Origin of the sequence: Kordia sp. (assembly GCF_050633145.1) — a bacterium.
Classification (GTDB): Bacteria; Bacteroidota; Bacteroidia; order Flavobacteriales; family Flavobacteriaceae; genus Kordia.
In genome coordinates this window covers 91,109-108,206 of record NZ_JBOEFY010000012.1, presented here as the reverse complement: position 1 = coordinate 108,206, position 17,098 = coordinate 91,109, and the positions used below count along the sequence as shown (strand labels likewise).

Annotated in this window: 17 protein-coding genes; 9 read left to right on the top strand and 8 right to left on the bottom strand. The window is 32.4% G+C overall.

Annotated elements, in window-relative coordinates; all coding sequences use genetic code 11:
• Nucleotides 1–2: 2 nt before the first annotated feature.
• From ACRBBL_RS06610 to ACRBBL_RS06595, 4 genes are all read left to right on the top strand, one after another.
• The gene (locus ACRBBL_RS06610) at nucleotides 3–1,436 is read left to right on the top strand and encodes a TolC family protein (protein WP_431368230.1); all 1,434 of its coding nucleotides are present in this window, start codon (nucleotides 3–5) and stop codon (nucleotides 1,434–1,436) included.
• A gap of 84 nt (nucleotides 1,437–1,520) precedes the next feature.
• Nucleotides 1,521–2,198 carry a tRNA (adenosine(37)-N6)-threonylcarbamoyltransferase complex dimerization subunit type 1 TsaB gene (gene tsaB, locus ACRBBL_RS06605; RefSeq protein WP_431368229.1) on the top strand — a complete coding sequence of 226 codons (678 nt, stop codon included), beginning with the start codon at nucleotides 1,521–1,523 and terminating at the stop codon, nucleotides 2,196–2,198.
• A complete protein-coding gene (locus ACRBBL_RS06600) occupies nucleotides 2,195–2,875 on the top strand; it encodes a hypothetical protein (RefSeq protein ID WP_431368228.1) in 681 nt (226 codons plus the stop codon). Before tsaB ends, ACRBBL_RS06600 begins: the two co-directional genes overlap by 4 nt.
• Before the next feature lie 12 nt (nucleotides 2,876–2,887).
• Complete coding sequence (locus ACRBBL_RS06595; protein ID WP_431368227.1) at nucleotides 2,888–3,334, top strand: hypothetical protein; 447 nt, start codon at nucleotides 2,888–2,890, stop codon at nucleotides 3,332–3,334.
• A gap of 138 nt (nucleotides 3,335–3,472) precedes the next feature.
• On the opposite strand, the gene ACRBBL_RS06590 is transcribed toward ACRBBL_RS06595, so the two are convergent.
• The 4 genes from ACRBBL_RS06590 to ACRBBL_RS06575 all read right to left on the bottom strand — a co-directional run bounded on the left by ACRBBL_RS06590 (nucleotide 3,473) and on the right by ACRBBL_RS06575 (nucleotide 6,120).
• A complete protein-coding gene (locus tag ACRBBL_RS06590; RefSeq protein WP_431368226.1) occupies nucleotides 3,473–4,309 on the bottom strand; it encodes a mechanosensitive ion channel family protein in 837 nt (278 codons plus the stop codon).
• 150 nt (nucleotides 4,310–4,459) lie between these two features.
• Entirely contained in the window at nucleotides 4,460–4,831 is a 372-nt protein-coding gene (locus tag ACRBBL_RS06585; protein WP_431368225.1) for a DUF1304 domain-containing protein, read from the bottom strand.
• Nucleotides 4,832–4,934: 103 nt separating this feature from the next.
• Nucleotides 4,935–5,135, bottom strand: a complete 201-nt coding sequence (locus ACRBBL_RS06580) for a dodecin family protein (protein ID WP_431368224.1) — start codon at nucleotides 5,133–5,135, stop codon at nucleotides 4,935–4,937.
• 79 nt (nucleotides 5,136–5,214) lie between these two features.
• Entirely contained in the window at nucleotides 5,215–6,120 is a 906-nt protein-coding gene (locus ACRBBL_RS06575) for a NifU family protein (protein ID WP_431368223.1), read from the bottom strand.
• Nucleotides 6,121–6,553: 433 nt separating this feature from the next.
• Between ACRBBL_RS06575 and ACRBBL_RS06570 the strand changes: the two genes are divergently transcribed.
• Nucleotides 6,554–7,558, top strand: coding sequence for a PorP/SprF family type IX secretion system membrane protein (locus ACRBBL_RS06570; protein WP_431368222.1), 1,005 nt, complete (start codon nucleotides 6,554–6,556; stop codon nucleotides 7,556–7,558).
• Between the two features lie 77 nt (nucleotides 7,559–7,635).
• On the opposite strand, the gene ACRBBL_RS06565 is transcribed toward ACRBBL_RS06570, so the two are convergent.
• The 3 genes from ACRBBL_RS06565 to ACRBBL_RS06555 all read right to left on the bottom strand — a co-directional run bounded on the left by ACRBBL_RS06565 (nucleotide 7,636) and on the right by ACRBBL_RS06555 (nucleotide 11,005).
• On the bottom strand, nucleotides 7,636–8,475 hold the full coding sequence (locus ACRBBL_RS06565; RefSeq protein WP_431368221.1) for a toxin-antitoxin system YwqK family antitoxin: 840 nt from the start codon (nucleotides 8,473–8,475) through the stop codon (nucleotides 7,636–7,638).
• Between the two features lie 253 nt (nucleotides 8,476–8,728).
• The gene (locus ACRBBL_RS06560; protein ID WP_431368220.1) at nucleotides 8,729–9,901 is read right to left on the bottom strand and encodes a VWA domain-containing protein; all 1,173 of its coding nucleotides are present in this window, start codon (nucleotides 9,899–9,901) and stop codon (nucleotides 8,729–8,731) included.
• 87 nt (nucleotides 9,902–9,988) lie between these two features.
• The gene (locus tag ACRBBL_RS06555) at nucleotides 9,989–11,005 is read right to left on the bottom strand and encodes an SIMPL domain-containing protein (protein WP_431368219.1); all 1,017 of its coding nucleotides are present in this window, start codon (nucleotides 11,003–11,005) and stop codon (nucleotides 9,989–9,991) included.
• 208 nt (nucleotides 11,006–11,213) lie between these two features.
• Between ACRBBL_RS06555 and ACRBBL_RS06550 the strand changes: the two genes are divergently transcribed.
• From ACRBBL_RS06550 to ACRBBL_RS06540, 3 genes are all read left to right on the top strand, one after another.
• Complete coding sequence (locus ACRBBL_RS06550) at nucleotides 11,214–13,451, top strand: tetratricopeptide repeat-containing sensor histidine kinase (RefSeq protein ID WP_431368218.1); 2,238 nt, start codon at nucleotides 11,214–11,216, stop codon at nucleotides 13,449–13,451.
• The gene (locus tag ACRBBL_RS06545; protein ID WP_431368217.1) at nucleotides 13,452–14,183 is read left to right on the top strand and encodes a LytR/AlgR family response regulator transcription factor; all 732 of its coding nucleotides are present in this window, start codon (nucleotides 13,452–13,454) and stop codon (nucleotides 14,181–14,183) included.
• Between the two features lie 168 nt (nucleotides 14,184–14,351).
• Nucleotides 14,352–14,879 carry a gamma carbonic anhydrase family protein gene (locus ACRBBL_RS06540; RefSeq protein ID WP_431368216.1) on the top strand — a complete coding sequence of 176 codons (528 nt, stop codon included), beginning with the start codon at nucleotides 14,352–14,354 and terminating at the stop codon, nucleotides 14,877–14,879.
• Here the strand turns inward: ACRBBL_RS06540 and murI are convergent.
• Nucleotides 14,876–15,655 carry a glutamate racemase gene (murI, locus tag ACRBBL_RS06535; protein WP_431368215.1) on the bottom strand — a complete coding sequence of 260 codons (780 nt, stop codon included), beginning with the start codon at nucleotides 15,653–15,655 and terminating at the stop codon, nucleotides 14,876–14,878. The genes ACRBBL_RS06540 and murI overlap by 4 nt on opposite strands.
• A gap of 223 nt (nucleotides 15,656–15,878) precedes the next feature.
• Here murI and ACRBBL_RS06530 point away from each other — a divergent pair, with 223 nt between their 5' ends.
• The gene (locus tag ACRBBL_RS06530; RefSeq protein ID WP_431368214.1) at nucleotides 15,879–17,033 is read left to right on the top strand and encodes a hypothetical protein; all 1,155 of its coding nucleotides are present in this window, start codon (nucleotides 15,879–15,881) and stop codon (nucleotides 17,031–17,033) included.
• Nucleotides 17,034–17,098: the final 65 nt, after the last annotated feature.

Sequence of the window (17,098 nt, the reverse complement as noted above, 5' to 3'; positions counted from 1 at the left end):
ACATGAAAAAAGTTTATATACTCATACTACTTATTGCGGGGACAATAAGCACTGTGCAAGCACAAAAGAAATGGACACTCAAAGAATGTGTCGACTATGCATTAGAAAATAACATTGCTATCAAACAAGCGCAATTAGATAGGCAAAACACAGAAATAGATAAGAAGGATGCAGTTGGAAGTTTTTTGCCAACATTAAATGCAAATACTTCACACTCCTGGAATATAGGTTTAAACACCAATATTACTACAGGTGTTTTACAAAACCAAACCACTCAGAATACATCTGCTGGATTGAGTATGAATGTGACCTTATTTGATGGTTTGCAAAATGTAAATAGATTGCACAGAGCAAATTTAGCATTGCTAGCAAATCAATATCAGCTAGATGATATCAAAGACAATACTTCATTACAAGTAGTACAAGCATTTTTGCAAATCCTTTTCAATAAAGAATCATTGAAAGTATTGAAAACTCAGTACCAAGTAACAAAAGAGCAATTAGATCGTACAAACGAATTGGTAAAAGAAGGTGTTTTGGCGCCTGGTGAAGTATTAGAAATTGAAGCGAATATAGCTACACAAGAGCAACAAATTGTAAATGCAGAAAATACATTACGTATCTCTAAAATATCATTGGCACAACTTTTATTATTGAATGATTACGACAATTTTGATATTGCAGAAGGGAACTATATGATTCCTTCAATAACAATCATGAACAATACACCAAAGCAAATTTTTGAAAAATCATTAGAAGTACGTAATGATGTGAAAATTTCTGAAACAAGTATCAAATTAGCAGAATACGACTTAAAAATTGCACAAGGACAAAGATATCCAACACTTTCAGGGTTCTATAGCTTTAATACCAGAGCAAATAATTCAGATATCTTTGCAGGACTTGCTCCAAATACAGAAGAGCCACTTAGTCAAGTAGGTTTTGTGCAAGGAACTGAAACACCTGTATTGAGAAGGAACTTTATATCGCTTTCGGAAAAGTCAGATGCACTATTTGAACAGTTTAATGATAACAAAGGGCATTCTTTCGGATTACAACTGAGCATTCCAATCTTTACAGGATTTAGAATCAGTAATGGTATAAAACGTTCTAAAATTGCTATTGAAAGGGCACAATATAACTTAGAGCAAACAAAAAATAACTTAGAAGCAACGGTAAATCAAGCGTACAATGATGTAAAGGGCGCTTTAAAAGCGTATGAAGCTGCAGAAAAGACATTAACTTCTAGAAAAGAAGCACATCGATATGCTACAAATCGTTTTGATGAAGGTATTATGAACTCATTTGATTTTAGCCAGTCAAAACAACGTTTAGAAAGTGCTGAATCGGATGTAATACGTACTAAATACGATTATATCTTCCGCTTAAAAATATTAGAATTCTACTTTGGATTGCCACTTACGGATTTGAACTAGAAATAAAATAAAACACATAAAAAAGCATCAACACTTTCCATAAGGTTGATGCTTTTTTTATTTTTGTCAAAAATTAGCAATCCAATGGCGATACGATTATACATAGAAACTTCTACAACGAACTGTTCGGTGTGTTTGGCAAATGACGATGCGGTTTTATATTTCAAAGAAGAAAACGACAAAAACTACTCGCATTCAGAAAAGTTACACGTATTCATCAAAGAAGCCTATGAAACTGCACAAATTCAACCAGCAGATGTAGATGCTGTCGTAGTAGGAAAAGGTCCAGGATCGTATACAGGATTGCGTATTGGTGTGTCTACGGCAAAAGGGTTGTGTTTTGCTTCTGATGTAAAATTAATGGCGATTGAAAGTCTAGAAATTTTAGCACGTGCTATCGCTGTGGCGGATGGAATCATAGTTCCGTTATTGGATGCGCGTCGTATGGAAGTATATTCGGCAGTATTTGATGATACATATACGCAAATCAGAGAAACAAAAGCAGAAATCATTACAGAAGCTTCTTTTGCAGAGGAGTTAGTCAAAGGAAAAGTACATTTTATAGGAAATGGAGCAGAAAAATGCAAAGGTGTCATTACTCATGAAAATGCTGTTTTTTATGATGAAATTTACTTTCCGTCTACTCAAAAAATGATTCCAATTGCTATGGATAAACATCAAAAAAACGATTTTGAAGATGTCGCTTATTTTGAACCGTATTATTTAAAAGATTTCGTGGTTACGAAGCCAAAGAAAAAATGAGGAATCTAACTGTAATTTTACTAGCATTACTATGTGTAAGTTGCTTTCTTATTACCGATTGGAATATTGAATTATGGGAACAAAAAATTGAAAATTCTAATTATTCAATCTGCAAATTTGATGCTTGGGGAGGACGCGATTCACATGTTTCTGGAATGAAACTAATAAATTCTGCAGAAGGTTTTAAACAAAGTGATGTTATGAGCGGACATCAAATCTCATACCTTACTTCAATTCCTAGTAAACACAAAATCGACGGAGTATTTAGAAATAGAATTGGCGCCAGAGAAAAGCCATTCCCTAAAATTAAAAATGCCAAAATTAATATAAAAAGCTACGAAGATTTTAATACAGTAAATACAAAATGTTTATATAAAGGCTACCAGTTTAAGTCGTTTAAAGAAAATAGAAATAGTATTATCTTTTATTCAAATGAGTCTGTATTTGTTGATGGAAAAGATTATGATGAAATTTCTATTCCGAAAGGAAACATCTATATAATGACCGATAAGACTAATGCAATTGTAAAAAGAATCACTTGTGAAGAAGTTAAATTTGTTAAAGATTCAGTTACCGGAGAAGTAAGAGTGTGCATAGATACAAAGTACTTTGACCCAATCAATGAAATAAAATTATCAGAATTCACAGATTATGGAATTTATAAACCTGTAAAGTAAATTTCCCCAAAAATGTTATTCAAGAAAAAACATAATCTCGTTATTGAAAAGCCAATCCATATTGTTAGAGGTGAATTGAAGTCACCAACAGATAAAATAAATATCACAGAATTGAGCGAAACGAAATTACACGGATTAATGAAAAACAAATACGGAAGCGGACTTGATATAATTTCAGATATTCGTTTAACAGCCATTTCGTCAAATAAAACAGCTGTAAAAATTAAAAACAAATTTGATTTGTATACAAACCTTTTTCTAATTGCAACGTTTATAGTACTTTGGGGAGTTTCAATATATCAATTCATAAACGGAGCGGCGTTTTTAAGTTTTGAACCGATGATGAAATTAGTTTTTCCAATCATTGGCGCTTTAATCGCAAAAATTTCTTTTGATATATATGACAAGCGCATCCTGAAAATTTATACTGCGTTATTAACGAACAAAGCACCGAATTAGAAAAATAGAACATACACTAATGATTTAAAATCTATTTCAAATAAAAAAACGACATCAATGATGTCGTTTTTTTGTACTATTTTATTTTGTCTAACAGTCTAACAGTCTAACAGTCTAACAGTCTAACAGTCTAACAGTCTAACCTTCTTTCTGTATTTCAACACTATGTGGATAAGGAATTTCGATTCCAGCAGCATCTAAGGCAACTTTGGCATCTTCTAAAATATCAAAATATACATCCCAATAATGTTCCGTTTTTGTCCAAGGACGAACTGCAAAATTTACCGAGCTATCTGCCAATTCAGAAACATTAACTGTTGGAGCTGGATCTTTTAATACTTTGTCATGAGCTTCCATAATTTTCATCAACACTTCTTTTGTTTGTTTGATGTCTGCATCATAAGATACACCTATTACGTGATCTACTCTTAAAACTCCTTCCGCTGAATAGTTAATGATGTTTCCATTAGATAAAGTACCATTTGGAATAATTGCTAACTTATTTGTTGGCGTATTTAATTGTGTAGTGAAAATTTCAATTTCTTTAACCACTCCAATAACACCTTGCGCTTCAATTAAATCACCAATTTTAAATGGCTTGAAAATCATGATTAAAACACCACCTGCAAAGTTTGATAACGATCCTTGTAGCGCTAAACCAATTGCCAAACCAGCGGCACCAATAATAGCAGCAAACGAAGTAGTTTCTAATCCTAATTTAGAAGCAACAGCAACAAACAATAAAATTTTAAGTACCCAACCGAGTAGGTTTCCTAAAAACTTTTGTAAAGTTGCATCGATACCACGTTTTTTCATGATCTTTCTCGATACGCGCACAATCATTTTTATAACAAATAAACCAATGATTAAAATGGCGAGCGCGGCAACTATTTTCAGTCCGTAGTCCACAATAATTGTTTCAAAATCAAAACTCCCAAACCAACCTGTTTCAGTAGTTGTATTTTCTTCTTGCATAATATTAGATTTTTATAATGATGCAAAATTAAGAAATAGGATGATTTCAAAATAGATTTATAGCTGAATTTTTAAGCATTCCACAAACAGTAAAAAAATCTGTTAACTGACATTTTTTACTGTTTAGAAGTTTAATAAATACTCTTTAAGTTAGCTCTTAAGAAACATTCGTGTTAAAATAACTGCTAAAGTTAAAAAAGCTGGTGTTCCTTGTACAATTAAAATGCGGTTACTTTTTGTAGAATAAGCACCATAAAGTGCAGCAACACATACGCAAATAATAAAAAATAAACTTACCGAAATATCTTTGGTGTATAAAGACCAAAATAATCCTGCGGCTAAAAAACCGTTGTACAATCCTTGGTTTGCGGCAAGTGTTTTAGTCTCTTCGGCAAAGTCTTTTGATTTTAATCCGAAGGTTTTTATACCTTTTGGAGTTGTCCACAAAAACATTTCTAAGACTAATATATATACATGCTCAATAGCGACAAGTGCAATAAGGATCGTTTCTAAAGTTTTCATAGGTAAGTTTTATAATTTTTAAAAAGATATGGAAAATCTATGAGTATAAAAAAAAGCGTTATCAATTGCTGATAACGCTTTTTATATATGATAGGTGTTTTTGTTAGTTTACTTGAAACGTAAGTTTTAAGTTTACGCGGTACTCAACTACAGCTCCGTTTTCAACGATCGCACTCTGATCTTGAACATAAACTGATTTAATATTCTTAACTGATTTAGAAGCCTGTTTTACAGCTTTTGCAGTTGCATCTTCCCAACTTTTCTTTGAATTTGAAAGAACTTCGATAACTTTCATTACTGCCATGATATTACGTGTTTTTAAAGGTTAAATAATAATTTAGACCTTCAAATTACGGCAATTCTTTCAATTATAAAAACAAGATTTATCCGTTAATTGCAACAACTTCGTTAATCTGTCCTTTTAATAGGCTCTTTAACGTATTTTCAATTCCACTTTTCAATGTCAATGTAGAAGAAGGGCAACCACTGCAAGCTCCTTGTAATACTACTTTTACAACTTTAGATTTTGGATCGTATGAATCGAACATAATATTTCCTCCGTCACTCGCTACTGCTGGTTTAATATATTCTTCTAAAATATTCACAATTTCTTTTGAAATATCGTCTAAGGCTTCAAAGCTTTCTTCCGAAAGTTCAATTTTTTCTTTCTGCTCTACTGGAATATCTTTTGAAATGACTTCTTTTCCTTCTTGAATATAATTGCGGATAAATTCACGAATTTCCATCGTAATATCATTCCATTCAACCATATCATACTTCGTGATTGAAATATAGTTTTTATCTAAAAAGACTTCTTTTACAAACGGAAAGTGAAATAATGACTGTGCAAGTGGTGCATATTTCGTTTCGTCAATATTCTTAAATTCAAAAATACGCTCAACCACTTTTTTATTAGCAACAAACTTCATTACTGTCGGATTTGGTGTGCTTTCCGCATAAATAGTTACAGGAACTACTTTTTGTGGTGTAGCAGACTCGCTAATCACTTCTTTTCCACTATTAATATATTCTTGAATTTGTTCAGAAACTTCTTCCTGTACATCTTCCCAAGAAACAATATTGTAACGCTCAATTGCAATAAAATTTCCTGAAATAAAAATTGTTTTTACAAATGGCAAGTAAAATAATTGCTGTGCTAAAGGAGAATCCTTGGCGTCGTCAATGTTTTTAAATTCATAACTATTGTGACGCGTAAGAAACGTGCTAGCTTCAAACTTTATAATTGCGGGGTTGCTTGTTTTCTCTATACTTATAGTAATACCACTCATGGGTTTATTTTTTTACAAAAGTAACCATTATCGTTGTATTCTGTAAATGGAGTGAGGTAAATTATTTGATTCTTGAGGTCAGTTTCAAAGAAATTTATTTTTTGTGTTAAAATAATTAATAAATAATTACGTTTTTAATAAATTGACGCCTGAAACAAAACCGTACTGAAAACTCATTTTTATAAAAATGAAAATCTAGAGGAAAACATCAATAATAAATTTAGATAAGCATGACATACTTATCAAATAATTTATATATTTGACCAAATGTGTGGCATTTTACGCTATGGAAACGCCTATTTTAATGGAGTATTGCATATAACTAACTGAAACACAATGATTAAAAGCCTCGTTATCAAATAATAAGTTGCATTGAATCTCGATACGACTCATACTCGTGTCGATTATTTTTTACACAAAAAGATAAACACTAATGAAATTTAAAAAATACTTAGCTATTGTTGCCATGGCATTTGGAGTACAGTGCTCTTTTTCGCAAGATGGACTTCCTGTTTATGTAGACTATCTTTCTGATAATTTATACCTAATTCATCCTTCAATGGCTGGAGCATCTAATGCTTCTAAAATTCGATTAACAGCTAGACAGCAATGGTTCGACGTAGATAATGCGCCATCATTACAAACCTTAAGCTTTAATACTCGCGTAGGAGATAAAGTAGGAGTTGGAGCTATTTTGTACAACGATGAAAATGGTAACTTTTCGCAACAAGGAGCATATTTAACCTTTGCATACCACTTATTACTTTCAAGAAATACAGTAGATTTAAATCAATTATCTTTTGGAATTAGTACAGGGTTTACACAAGGAACTTTAGATGAAACTGGTTTTGACATTATTAACAATCCAGATCCTGCAATTTTAGGAACAGAACTAAATACTACATACTTTAATGTAGATTTTGGAGCATCTTATTATTTCTTGGATTTCTATGCTCACTTTACAATTAAGAATGCATTGCCAACGAAAAGAGATTTATTTTCTCAAGAATTTGAATCAAAAAATCAACGTCGTTACTTAGCATCTGCTGGATATACATTCGGAGAATATGGTGGCGATTGGAAATACGAGCCATCTTTTATGTTTCAATACACCGAAGAAACACAAGAATCTTCTATTGATGCAAATATTAAAGTATATAGAAGCTTAGAATTCGGTTCTGTTTGGGGAGGATTATCATATAGAAGAAGCTTAGACGGAGCAGAATTTGTAAATGGTACACAAGTAGACAATCAAAAGCTACAATATATTACACCTTTTATCGGAGTAAATTATAACAAGTTTATGTTTGCATACACGTATTCGTACCAAGCAAACTCTTTAGTGCTTTCTAATGGAGGTTTTCACCAACTTACTTTAGGGTATGACTTTGGAAGTCAAAGAGAACCTTACCACTGTAACTGTCCTGCAATTAACTAAGACATACACAAAACAATATATACGAAAGGCTTGCAAAATCATTGCAAGCCTTTTTCTTTTGAGTATAATTATAATGTTTACTTCTTGTATTCTGTGTTAATAAGTCTGTCTTTGTCCCAAGATTCTATTTTAGTCATTTCTCCTGCGCGATCATAATAGTGATGCTTTTTAACGCGTTCTTCATCAATATATTCGCCTTCATATTTCTTATGACCGTTGTCATAAAATTCTTTGTATACACCTTCTCGGAAATCGTTTACAAGTTCTTCGCTGATCTTTAAAAAACCGTTAGGATAATATTCTTTGTAAATTCCTTTTTCATTAGAAGAATCACTGTCAGTCACTCTTTTGATGCTTTTTATAGTTGAATCATCTCTAAACTCAGTTTTTGTATAGGAAACAACTTCGCGACCACTATCTTTATTCTCGTCGTACACATAGGTATATTGAATTAATATTTTTAAAGTGCCATTTTCATGATATTCTCTTTCTGTAATTAAACTCCCTTCATGATAAAACTCACTGTGTTTTAATATTCCATCTGTACGATAGGTTATAAAATTTCCTTGCTTAAAACCACAATGATAATTAGAAACAAATTTTAAACTTCCATCTTTGTAGTAAAAAGTCCATTTTCCGTGTTTTCTACCTTCTAGTACTTTATTTTTCAGGTTATAATATACACTAACACAACGTATTTTAGATTGAAGCATTTTAATATAGTTGGTGTCATATTCACACTTTTTGTATTGCATTTTCGATTGTATTTTTCCGTTTTTATAATACTGCGTAAATGTGCTATCCAATGTATTATTCTTTACAAAATACCTACTAAGAATTTCTCCACTGTCATAATATGTTGTGACAGGTGTTTGTGCAAATACTAGGAATGGAACTAATAAACATAAATATTTCATGTGTGTAGTAGTAAAAAAAGTTTGGTGTTAGCTTGTTTATGTGGAGAACTAGTTCTTATAAATGTCAAATCGAGTGCAGTCGAGATTCCATAAAAACAGTTCTGTTCTTTAGTTTCTCGACTGCACTCGAAATGACAATGATTAATTCTAACTCAAGTTAGATTTTCGTAGCGTCTAAGAAGTCTAAAAGCAACGCGAGTCCAAGAGATTCCTGCCTGCGCAGGAACAAGTCTAACCGCGAAGCGGTCTAAACCTACCATGTATAATTTTTACGAGCAGCCTGTGTTTTAATAGCTTTAATCATAGCGCTTTCCAAATCGTCTTTACCTTCTTTTTTATTCTCTTTAGAAATGTATTGTTTGCGTTTTGCATTCAGTTCACGAATATTACGTTGAATATCTTTTCGTGCTTTTTGTTGCTTTTTTACATATGCTAGAATTTGATCTTTAGACTTTCCTTTCAACTCTTTTGGCAATTCTTTCTCTGTCAATTCTTCTAACTTTACAGAATCGTTAGCAATTCCGTCTACCAAATCCCAAGAAGAATTTGTGTAAAAACCAGAACTTTTCGAAACAGCTCTATCTACAGCAATTTCTTCATTAAGAGAATTTGCATTAAAATCCTGCGTTGCTTGATTCATCATTTTAGCTTCTCCTTTTCTCCCGTACGCAATATATGTCTTGTTCAATTGCGTGTTGTATTCCATGATTTTCTTATCATAAGGAGTTTGTACATATACAATATTTCTATTGTGTGCAATTGTCATATAATCACCTTTTCCTTGTACTGCGCCATCTTTCCACATTCCAGAAATTCCTTGCTCGTAGTTTCCACAAAAAACAGTATTAATCACTACATCTTTCTCACAAGCATTGGTAATAGCATCTTTGTAGTTTACATTTCCTTGTGTAAAAGGTTCGTTTCCTGCAATAAAAAGCATTTTCAAATCTTTAGGATTGTTTCCCCAATTTAATTGGTCTAGTGAAGTTTGAATTACATGTCCGCAAAACTCACTTCCGCCACGTGTAGTCAATGAAAATAACTTTTCAGAGATCTCATCTAAATCATTACTAAAGCCTAATACTTGTCTAATGTATCCTTCTTCAGATGGTAAATTGTCGTTTCCATACTCGTATAAAGCAATTTCTAATGCTGGTTTTTCACCACCACATTTGGCATACGATAACTCATTAATAATTTCCCATAATTGTGCTTTTGCTTGATGAATTAATCCATCCATACTATTGCTAGTATCTAACAATAAAGCAACTTTAATCGTGTTTTTTGGTTTTGCTTGTAGAATTTTACTGTCTACAGTAGTCTCCATTTTTGCTTCACTCAACAAATCAGTATCTGCTTTTGTGTTTCCTTTGCAAGACATTACAATTAGTAACGCACTTGCTAATAATACATGTAGTGTTTTCATCTGTTTCTTTTTTTTGAATGCTGTTACTTAGCAACGTCATTCGTTTTTAAGTTCAATATTTTGTTTATTCGGTTTTATGTTTGATGATTAGTTACTAGTTTTTAACTCTTTTACGTCAATTTTACCATCTGGCGAAATCACATAATATTTATGTTCGGTCTTAATTTCGGTTTTTGGAGCTTGTTTTTGCTCTTTTGGTTTAGGTGAATACACCAGTTTAATTTGCATACCAACCTGAACTACAGGTTCTAAAATGGCAGGATTCAATACAATATCATAATTCTCAGTAGAAACTGGCTGATAGTAATATGAAGTCTGTTTTTTGGCTTTGGTTACGCCTTTATTTTTCTTTAATGCCTCAAAAGAAACGCTATTATACGCTTGATAGTTTTGGTAAAAATCTTTTGGGAAATAACAATACTTATCATCAGCCATCACAACGTTATAATCAGATAAATCAAAGCCTAAAAGTTTGTAGTATTCTTTTTCTTCTTTAATTAATGATACTAATGAGGTTTGTAGCTTTTTGTAAACTGCACGAATGTCTTCAATAAAATAATCTACTTTAACTAAGTTGTAAATTTCGTTTGCAGCACAAGCCGCTAAAATTTTCTCAAACTGCTGTGTTTTCTTGAACCGAATGTGAATGTTTTGTTGCAATTCAAAACCTTTAGGAACTTCATTGTACTTAGTGCTAAACAGTTTTTTCTGTACTTCAATTTCATACACAGGAACAAACGAAATAACATCAATAGCGATATCGTCTTTTTTAATTCCTGTTGCAATTAACTCTTTGCGAACATTATCAATACGTTCATTAACTAACTTATGTGTTTCTTCGGCTGTTGGACCAATTTGTGAAACATTAAAAATTGCCGTGTACGAACTTGCTTTGGCATTATACAAAGCGTGTACATCAATTATAATGGAAGAACTTGGATTTACATTCCTTCGGTGCTTTGGAGATTGTGGTCCATACACTTGCGCATTTCCAGTAGCAATATTCTGCCTAGAAATCTGAAGATTTTGATCGTAATTCCCTTTGTGTTGTGCAAAAATAAACTGGGTAAGTAGTAAGCACAATAAAAGATTTATTTTTTTCATCTGGTTTTTAATTTTCTCTAAAAGTACCCGCAAAGAAATCCGAAAAAAAACAGGAATGAGTTAACAATCGAGTTGAGTGAGTGAACCGATTCTTTTCGTGAGAGAAACAAGTAAAAATTAGCTGAAAAGTGCTGAAAAACTAGGTTTTAGAGCAGTGCGCATTTTAGTATATCAACGAAAGTGCGTAAGTTTATCATTCTTAATGAAAATGATGAAAAATAAGCTTACAATAATATTTGTGTTTTTATGCTTGATTTCTTTCCAAGATATTGTTTCCCAGAACAAATCGAATGAACAGAAAGAAGTTGCTGCTTTTTTTATGGTGCGAGGAGAAATTAGAGGTAGAGAAAACCGATCGCCAGTATCTGACGCTACCATACGCGTAGTTGGAGGAGAAGTAGTAAAAACAAATGCCTTTGGTCGTTTTACGATTCGAACGCGTGTGGGCGATCAATTAGTAATTGAACATCCTAGTTTTGGAAAAGAGTTTCATGAAGTTTCTAGTGATGAATCTATCGTTATTTTGGTAGATGGCTTTGATGAAGAAGAAAAACAAGAAAATAAATCCCTCGGGCGCAAAGGAAAACAAAAATCGAACTTAGCACAACATAAAATAATGTTGGACTCTGCTGTTTCATTCAAAAAGAAAGACATAGAAAAAAGTATTCAATTCATAGAAAGAGCACTTGAAAACTTATATGATTCCAACGATGAAAAGCAACTTTCAGATTCGTATGAAGTATTAGGTGATATATATGTGTATTGGAAACAATACGATTTGGCAATTAGTAATTATAAAATTGCACTCAATGCGTATAGTACAATTCGTTTATTGATTTCGCTAGGAAAAACACAATTGCTCAATGCAGACTATGATGAAGCTATAAAAACGTTCAAACGAATTCTACGTAATAGCTTATCAAGATACCAACAAATAACAGTTTATGAAGGTTTGGGCGATGCATACAAAGCCTTAGGTAAATATGATATTTCACTCGAAAATTACAATAAAAGTCTAGAAATTTCAAAAACAGATTTGATTGCACCAAAAATCACAGATTTAAATTCTAAAATAGCAGATAATTATGCTGCTTCTGGAAAAACGAATCTTGCAGAAGGCTTTTATACTAATTCTTTGAATTTAGCACAAAATCAAAACTTAAATCGCGCTATTGTTGAACAAGATCGCGTGGCCGATTTTTACAATTCTAACAGTTTATTTGACAAAGAAATTGAATTGCGTAAAAAGAACTTGGAAGATTTAGAGAAATCAGGTTCTGATACACAAGTGGCTAAAGGACCTTTAAAAGATTCTGTAATTGTAAGCTCGCAACGAATTAATTATAAAATTGGAAATGCATTTTTACAACAAGAAAAATACGATGAAGCACTTCCGTATTTTAAGAAAAGTGCTTCTGAGGCCAATACAAAAGAAGATTTAATTGTTGCTAAAGACGCAACTCGAAAACTGTCGGAAACACTAGAATCACTTGGTGAATTTGATGCGGCACGAACAACTTTTCAAGAATATGTAGAATTGGTAAACGAATTGACTTTACGCAAAGAACAAGAAATTTCACAGGCAAGTCGTTTGCTGAAAAATATTCAGGAAAAACAAACGCGTATCATGAGTTTGGAAGCTGATCGGAAGTTTGAGCGTTCGCGAACTGATAGTTTTAAGCGAGAGCAATTGTTAGTGGAGGAAAGTAATAAACGCCAATTGTACACCATCTATTCGCTTATTTTCGGAATGATTTTACTAGCGATCACAATTTATCTTTTGTATCGAAATAGTAGACAACAAAAATTAGCAAATAATTTATTGGCATTAAAATCGTTGCGAACACAGATGAATCCGCATTTTATTTTCAATGCATTAAATTCGGTAAATAATTATATAGCGTTGAATGATGAACGTAATGCAAATCGATATTTATCTGAGTTTTCTACTTTAATGCGTACCGTTTTAGAAAATTCTGATGAAGATTTCATTCCATTATCAAAAGAATTGGAACTCCTTGAATTGTATGTGCGATTAGAACACATGCGTTTTCAAGATAAGTTTGACTATACAATTAAGGTAGATGAACAATTGAAAGTATCTGACTTTCAAATTCCGCCAATGTTATTACAACCATACATAGAAAATGCAATTTGGCACGGACTGCGTTATAAAGAAGAAAAAGGAACATTGAATATTTCTATTTCGGCGAAGACCGAAGAAATGCTTGAAATTATAATTGAAGATGATGGAATTGGTCGCAAACGTTCTATGGAATTAAAGACAAAAAATCAGTTACGCCAAAAATCAAAAGGTATGGGGAATATCAAAAAACGTATTGCCATATTGAATGATATGTACAAAGATAAAGTAGATGTTTCGCTGTCGGATGTTTTTGAAGATGGACAAGGAACTAAAGTTATACTAACGCTTAAAAAAGACTAAATGCAATTACAAACAATTATTGTAGAAGACGAAGAAATTAGCAGAGAAATTCTAAAAAAATATGTTGCAAAATACTGCCCGAATGTAAATGTAATCGGAGAAGCTTCTAATATTGAAGATGCACTTATTTTAATTCGAAATAATGAATTGGATTTGGTGTTTTTAGATGTTGAAATGCCTTTTGGAAATGCGTTTGACTTATTAGAAAAAGTTGGTGATCGCTCGTTTGAAACCATTTTTGTAACGGCCTACGATCATTATGCAATAGAAGCATTAAACAGTCATGCATCGTACTATTTGCTAAAACCAATTTCTATTGATGAGCTTATCAAAGCTGTCGATCATGTGGTTGCTGTTAAAAGTAAAGAAGAGCGCATGGAAGATGCGGTATTGACAACCAATATTGAAACCATCAATGGGAAAATAACCATTCCGCAACAAGATGGTTTTGAAGTATTGAATGTGGCTGAAATAGTATATTGCAAAGCAGACGATAACTATACGGAAATCTATATCAACGATTCTAAAATTGTAGTGAGCAAAACGTTGAAATACTTTGAAGAAGCATTGAGTAAATATCCGTTTGCACGTGTACACAAATCGTACTTAGTCAATGTCAATGAAGTTGTAAAATACCGAAAAGGAAAGGGCGGAAGTGTAGTTTTAAGTAATGGAAAAGAAGTCTTGGTTTCTTCAACAAAAAAAGCGAATTTGCTGTCGTATTTTAAGTAGTATGAACTTGAACTTGAACTTGAATTTGAACTTGAATTTGAATTTGAATTTGAATTTGAAAATGTTTGAAACGTCATTGCGAGGAGTTTCGACGAAGTAATCTGTTTCTTATTAACAAACAACCAAAAGCGCAGCGACCCAACACCCAACACCAAATACCCAAAAACCATGATTCTAAAACCTGTAAACGGAAAACACCCGCAAATTGGAAACGATTGTTTTATTGCTGAAAATGCTACTATTGTAGGCGAAGTAACCATGGGGAATCAATGTAGTGTATGGTTCAATGCGGTCATTCGCGGAGACGTGCATTATATAAAAATGGGTAATAAAGTGAATGTGCAAGATGGCGCTGTAATTCACGCTACTTTTCAAAAATCACCAACAACTATTGGGAATAATGTTTCTATAGGACATAACGCAATTGTACATGGTTGCACTATTCACGATAATGTATTGATAGGAATGGGAAGTATTGTTATGGATGATTGTATTGTGGAAAGTAACAGTATCATTGCGGCTGGCGCTGTAGTGACTAAAAACACGCATGTAAAATCGGGAAGTATTTATGCTGGTGTTCCTGCCAAGAAAGTAAAAGATATTAGCAATGAATTAATCTCTGGAGAAATCAATCGTATTGCGGATAATTATGTGGAGTATTCGAGTTGGTTTAAAGAAGATGAATCTGACGATTAAAAATTGAGAGCTTCAACCGTAAAATCATCTTTCAAAATATCTCTTAAAATTTCAGGTTTTCCATTGCTATAAAAAATGCAATCTCCAACATTTGTATTTGATGCGCATAATTTATGTTGTGCTAAAATGGCTTGTGTTTGTTTGGCAACAGCAATTCCTGAATCAATAATAGTTACATGTTTGGGAAGCAGCGTTTGTAACTTCGGAATTAAATAGGGATAGTGACTACAACCTAATACCAAATAATCAATATTTTCGGCAATCATTGGTGCTAAGTACTGTTTTAGTAGTTTTTCCATTTCTGGAGAATCAATTGCTCCGTTTTCTATTAAAGGTACCAAACCTTCACCAACTTGTTCGATGACATTAACGCCACTAGCGTACAAATCGGTTGTTTTATGGAACAATTCGCTTGAGAGTGTTCCTTTGGTTGCTAAAATGCCGATCGTGTTGGATTTCGTCTGTAAAGCGGCAGGTTTAATAGCTGGTTCGATTCCAATAAATGGAACATCATAATTTTCACGTAAATAGCGAATCGAGTTCGTAGTTGCAGTATTGCAAGCTACCACAATAAGTTTACAACCTTTCTGGAGTAGTAAATCGGTATTCTTAATGCTAAGTTCTGTAATTTTTTCCTTTCCCTTTGGTCCGTAAGGTGCATTTTTACTATCGGCTAAATAAATTGTGTTTTCGTGTGGCAGGAGTTTGTGAATCTCTCGCCAAATCGAAGTGCCGCCAACACCAGAATCAAAAATACCAATAGAGGAATTGCTCATAGTTGTAAAAATAAGTAAAAAAATAGCGTTGTCTAAATGATTTATAATTGTAGCTATAATTTTTGATAAAATCGTGAAATAAACACAATATCTCACGAACAATAGTACTTAAAGCGATATGTGTAGCTTTTTTTTGATTACAACCTCATCAAAAAGTAGTGTTGACTCATTGGTTGTTTTCTAAGAGGAAATGACGCTGTATTTTGCAAGCAAAATATGAATTATGAGTCAACGTTACTTTTTTTTGTTGGGATGTTTCTTTGTTGCATTATTTTTAAAAGCACAACCAGGACCGCGTTATGTGAATTTGAATGATGGAATGGGAGATATTACTATTATTGATAGTACCACAAATCTATCGCGGATAGCAATGTTAAAAAAGCATAGAAATCTTCGTATAGATATTGCGCTTTCTGAAATTCCAGTGGAGTTTAAAGATTTTATACATACAGAATCTCTTACGATTGGTACATCTGCAGATTTATCAAAACTTGATCTTTATTTTCCGAATTTAAAACATTTGAATATTCTTTATAGCAAAAGAAAACATTTCACAAATAAGAAGTTTCAATTTGATTCTTTGCAATCTTTGTTTGTCATGGATGCGAAAAATTTAGAAAACTTAGACGCTTTTTCAGATTGTAATACGATAGAGAAGATAAAGATTCGCGGTACGCCAAATTTGACTCGTTTTCCAAAGTTTCATAGAAAAAACAGTATTAAGGAATTAGAAATTGATCACGGAATAACATTTCGAAAAAAGGATGCTAAAAACTATCTGAATAATGTGAAGCGACTTTCTAAACTAGAGAAATTGATTTTGGCGAACATTTATAGTTTGACAGAAGTGCCTTCATATTTGCCAAAATCGATTCAATATTTAGAAATTAATAGTTGGGCATTGCACGATCATACCACAAAAATTAAAAGTTTGAAACATCTTAAAAAATATACCAATTTAAAATTTTTGAAGTTATATGATATCGAACTTGATTCAGTGAAAAATACTTTTCCAGAGCTTTCCTTAGAAAGGTTGTACTTAAATGATGTAACTGGTTTAACAGATATTTCTTGGGTTTTTTCTTTTAATTCTATTGATCATTTAGAATTGAGAAATTGTAATGGAATACAAACAATTCATGCCGATTGGAGAACTGATGTTGTTTCTAAAATAGGAATCAATGGAGCTAGCAATTTAACTTCTATAGATTCGTTATTTTACTTAGATAACTTAAAGTTTTTAGAAGTTCGAAATTGTTCAAAATTAGTATTGCCAAGTACAGACATCATGTATAAAACGCCGCATATTATGCTGGCTGGTGTTGGATATCATTTGTATAAAGAAAATGGAATTTGGGAGAAGATATCATATTATTAAAATTGAAGCATAAAAAAACCGCCTATTAGGGCGGTTTTTTTTATAGGGTATTCTAAAGTAGTTTT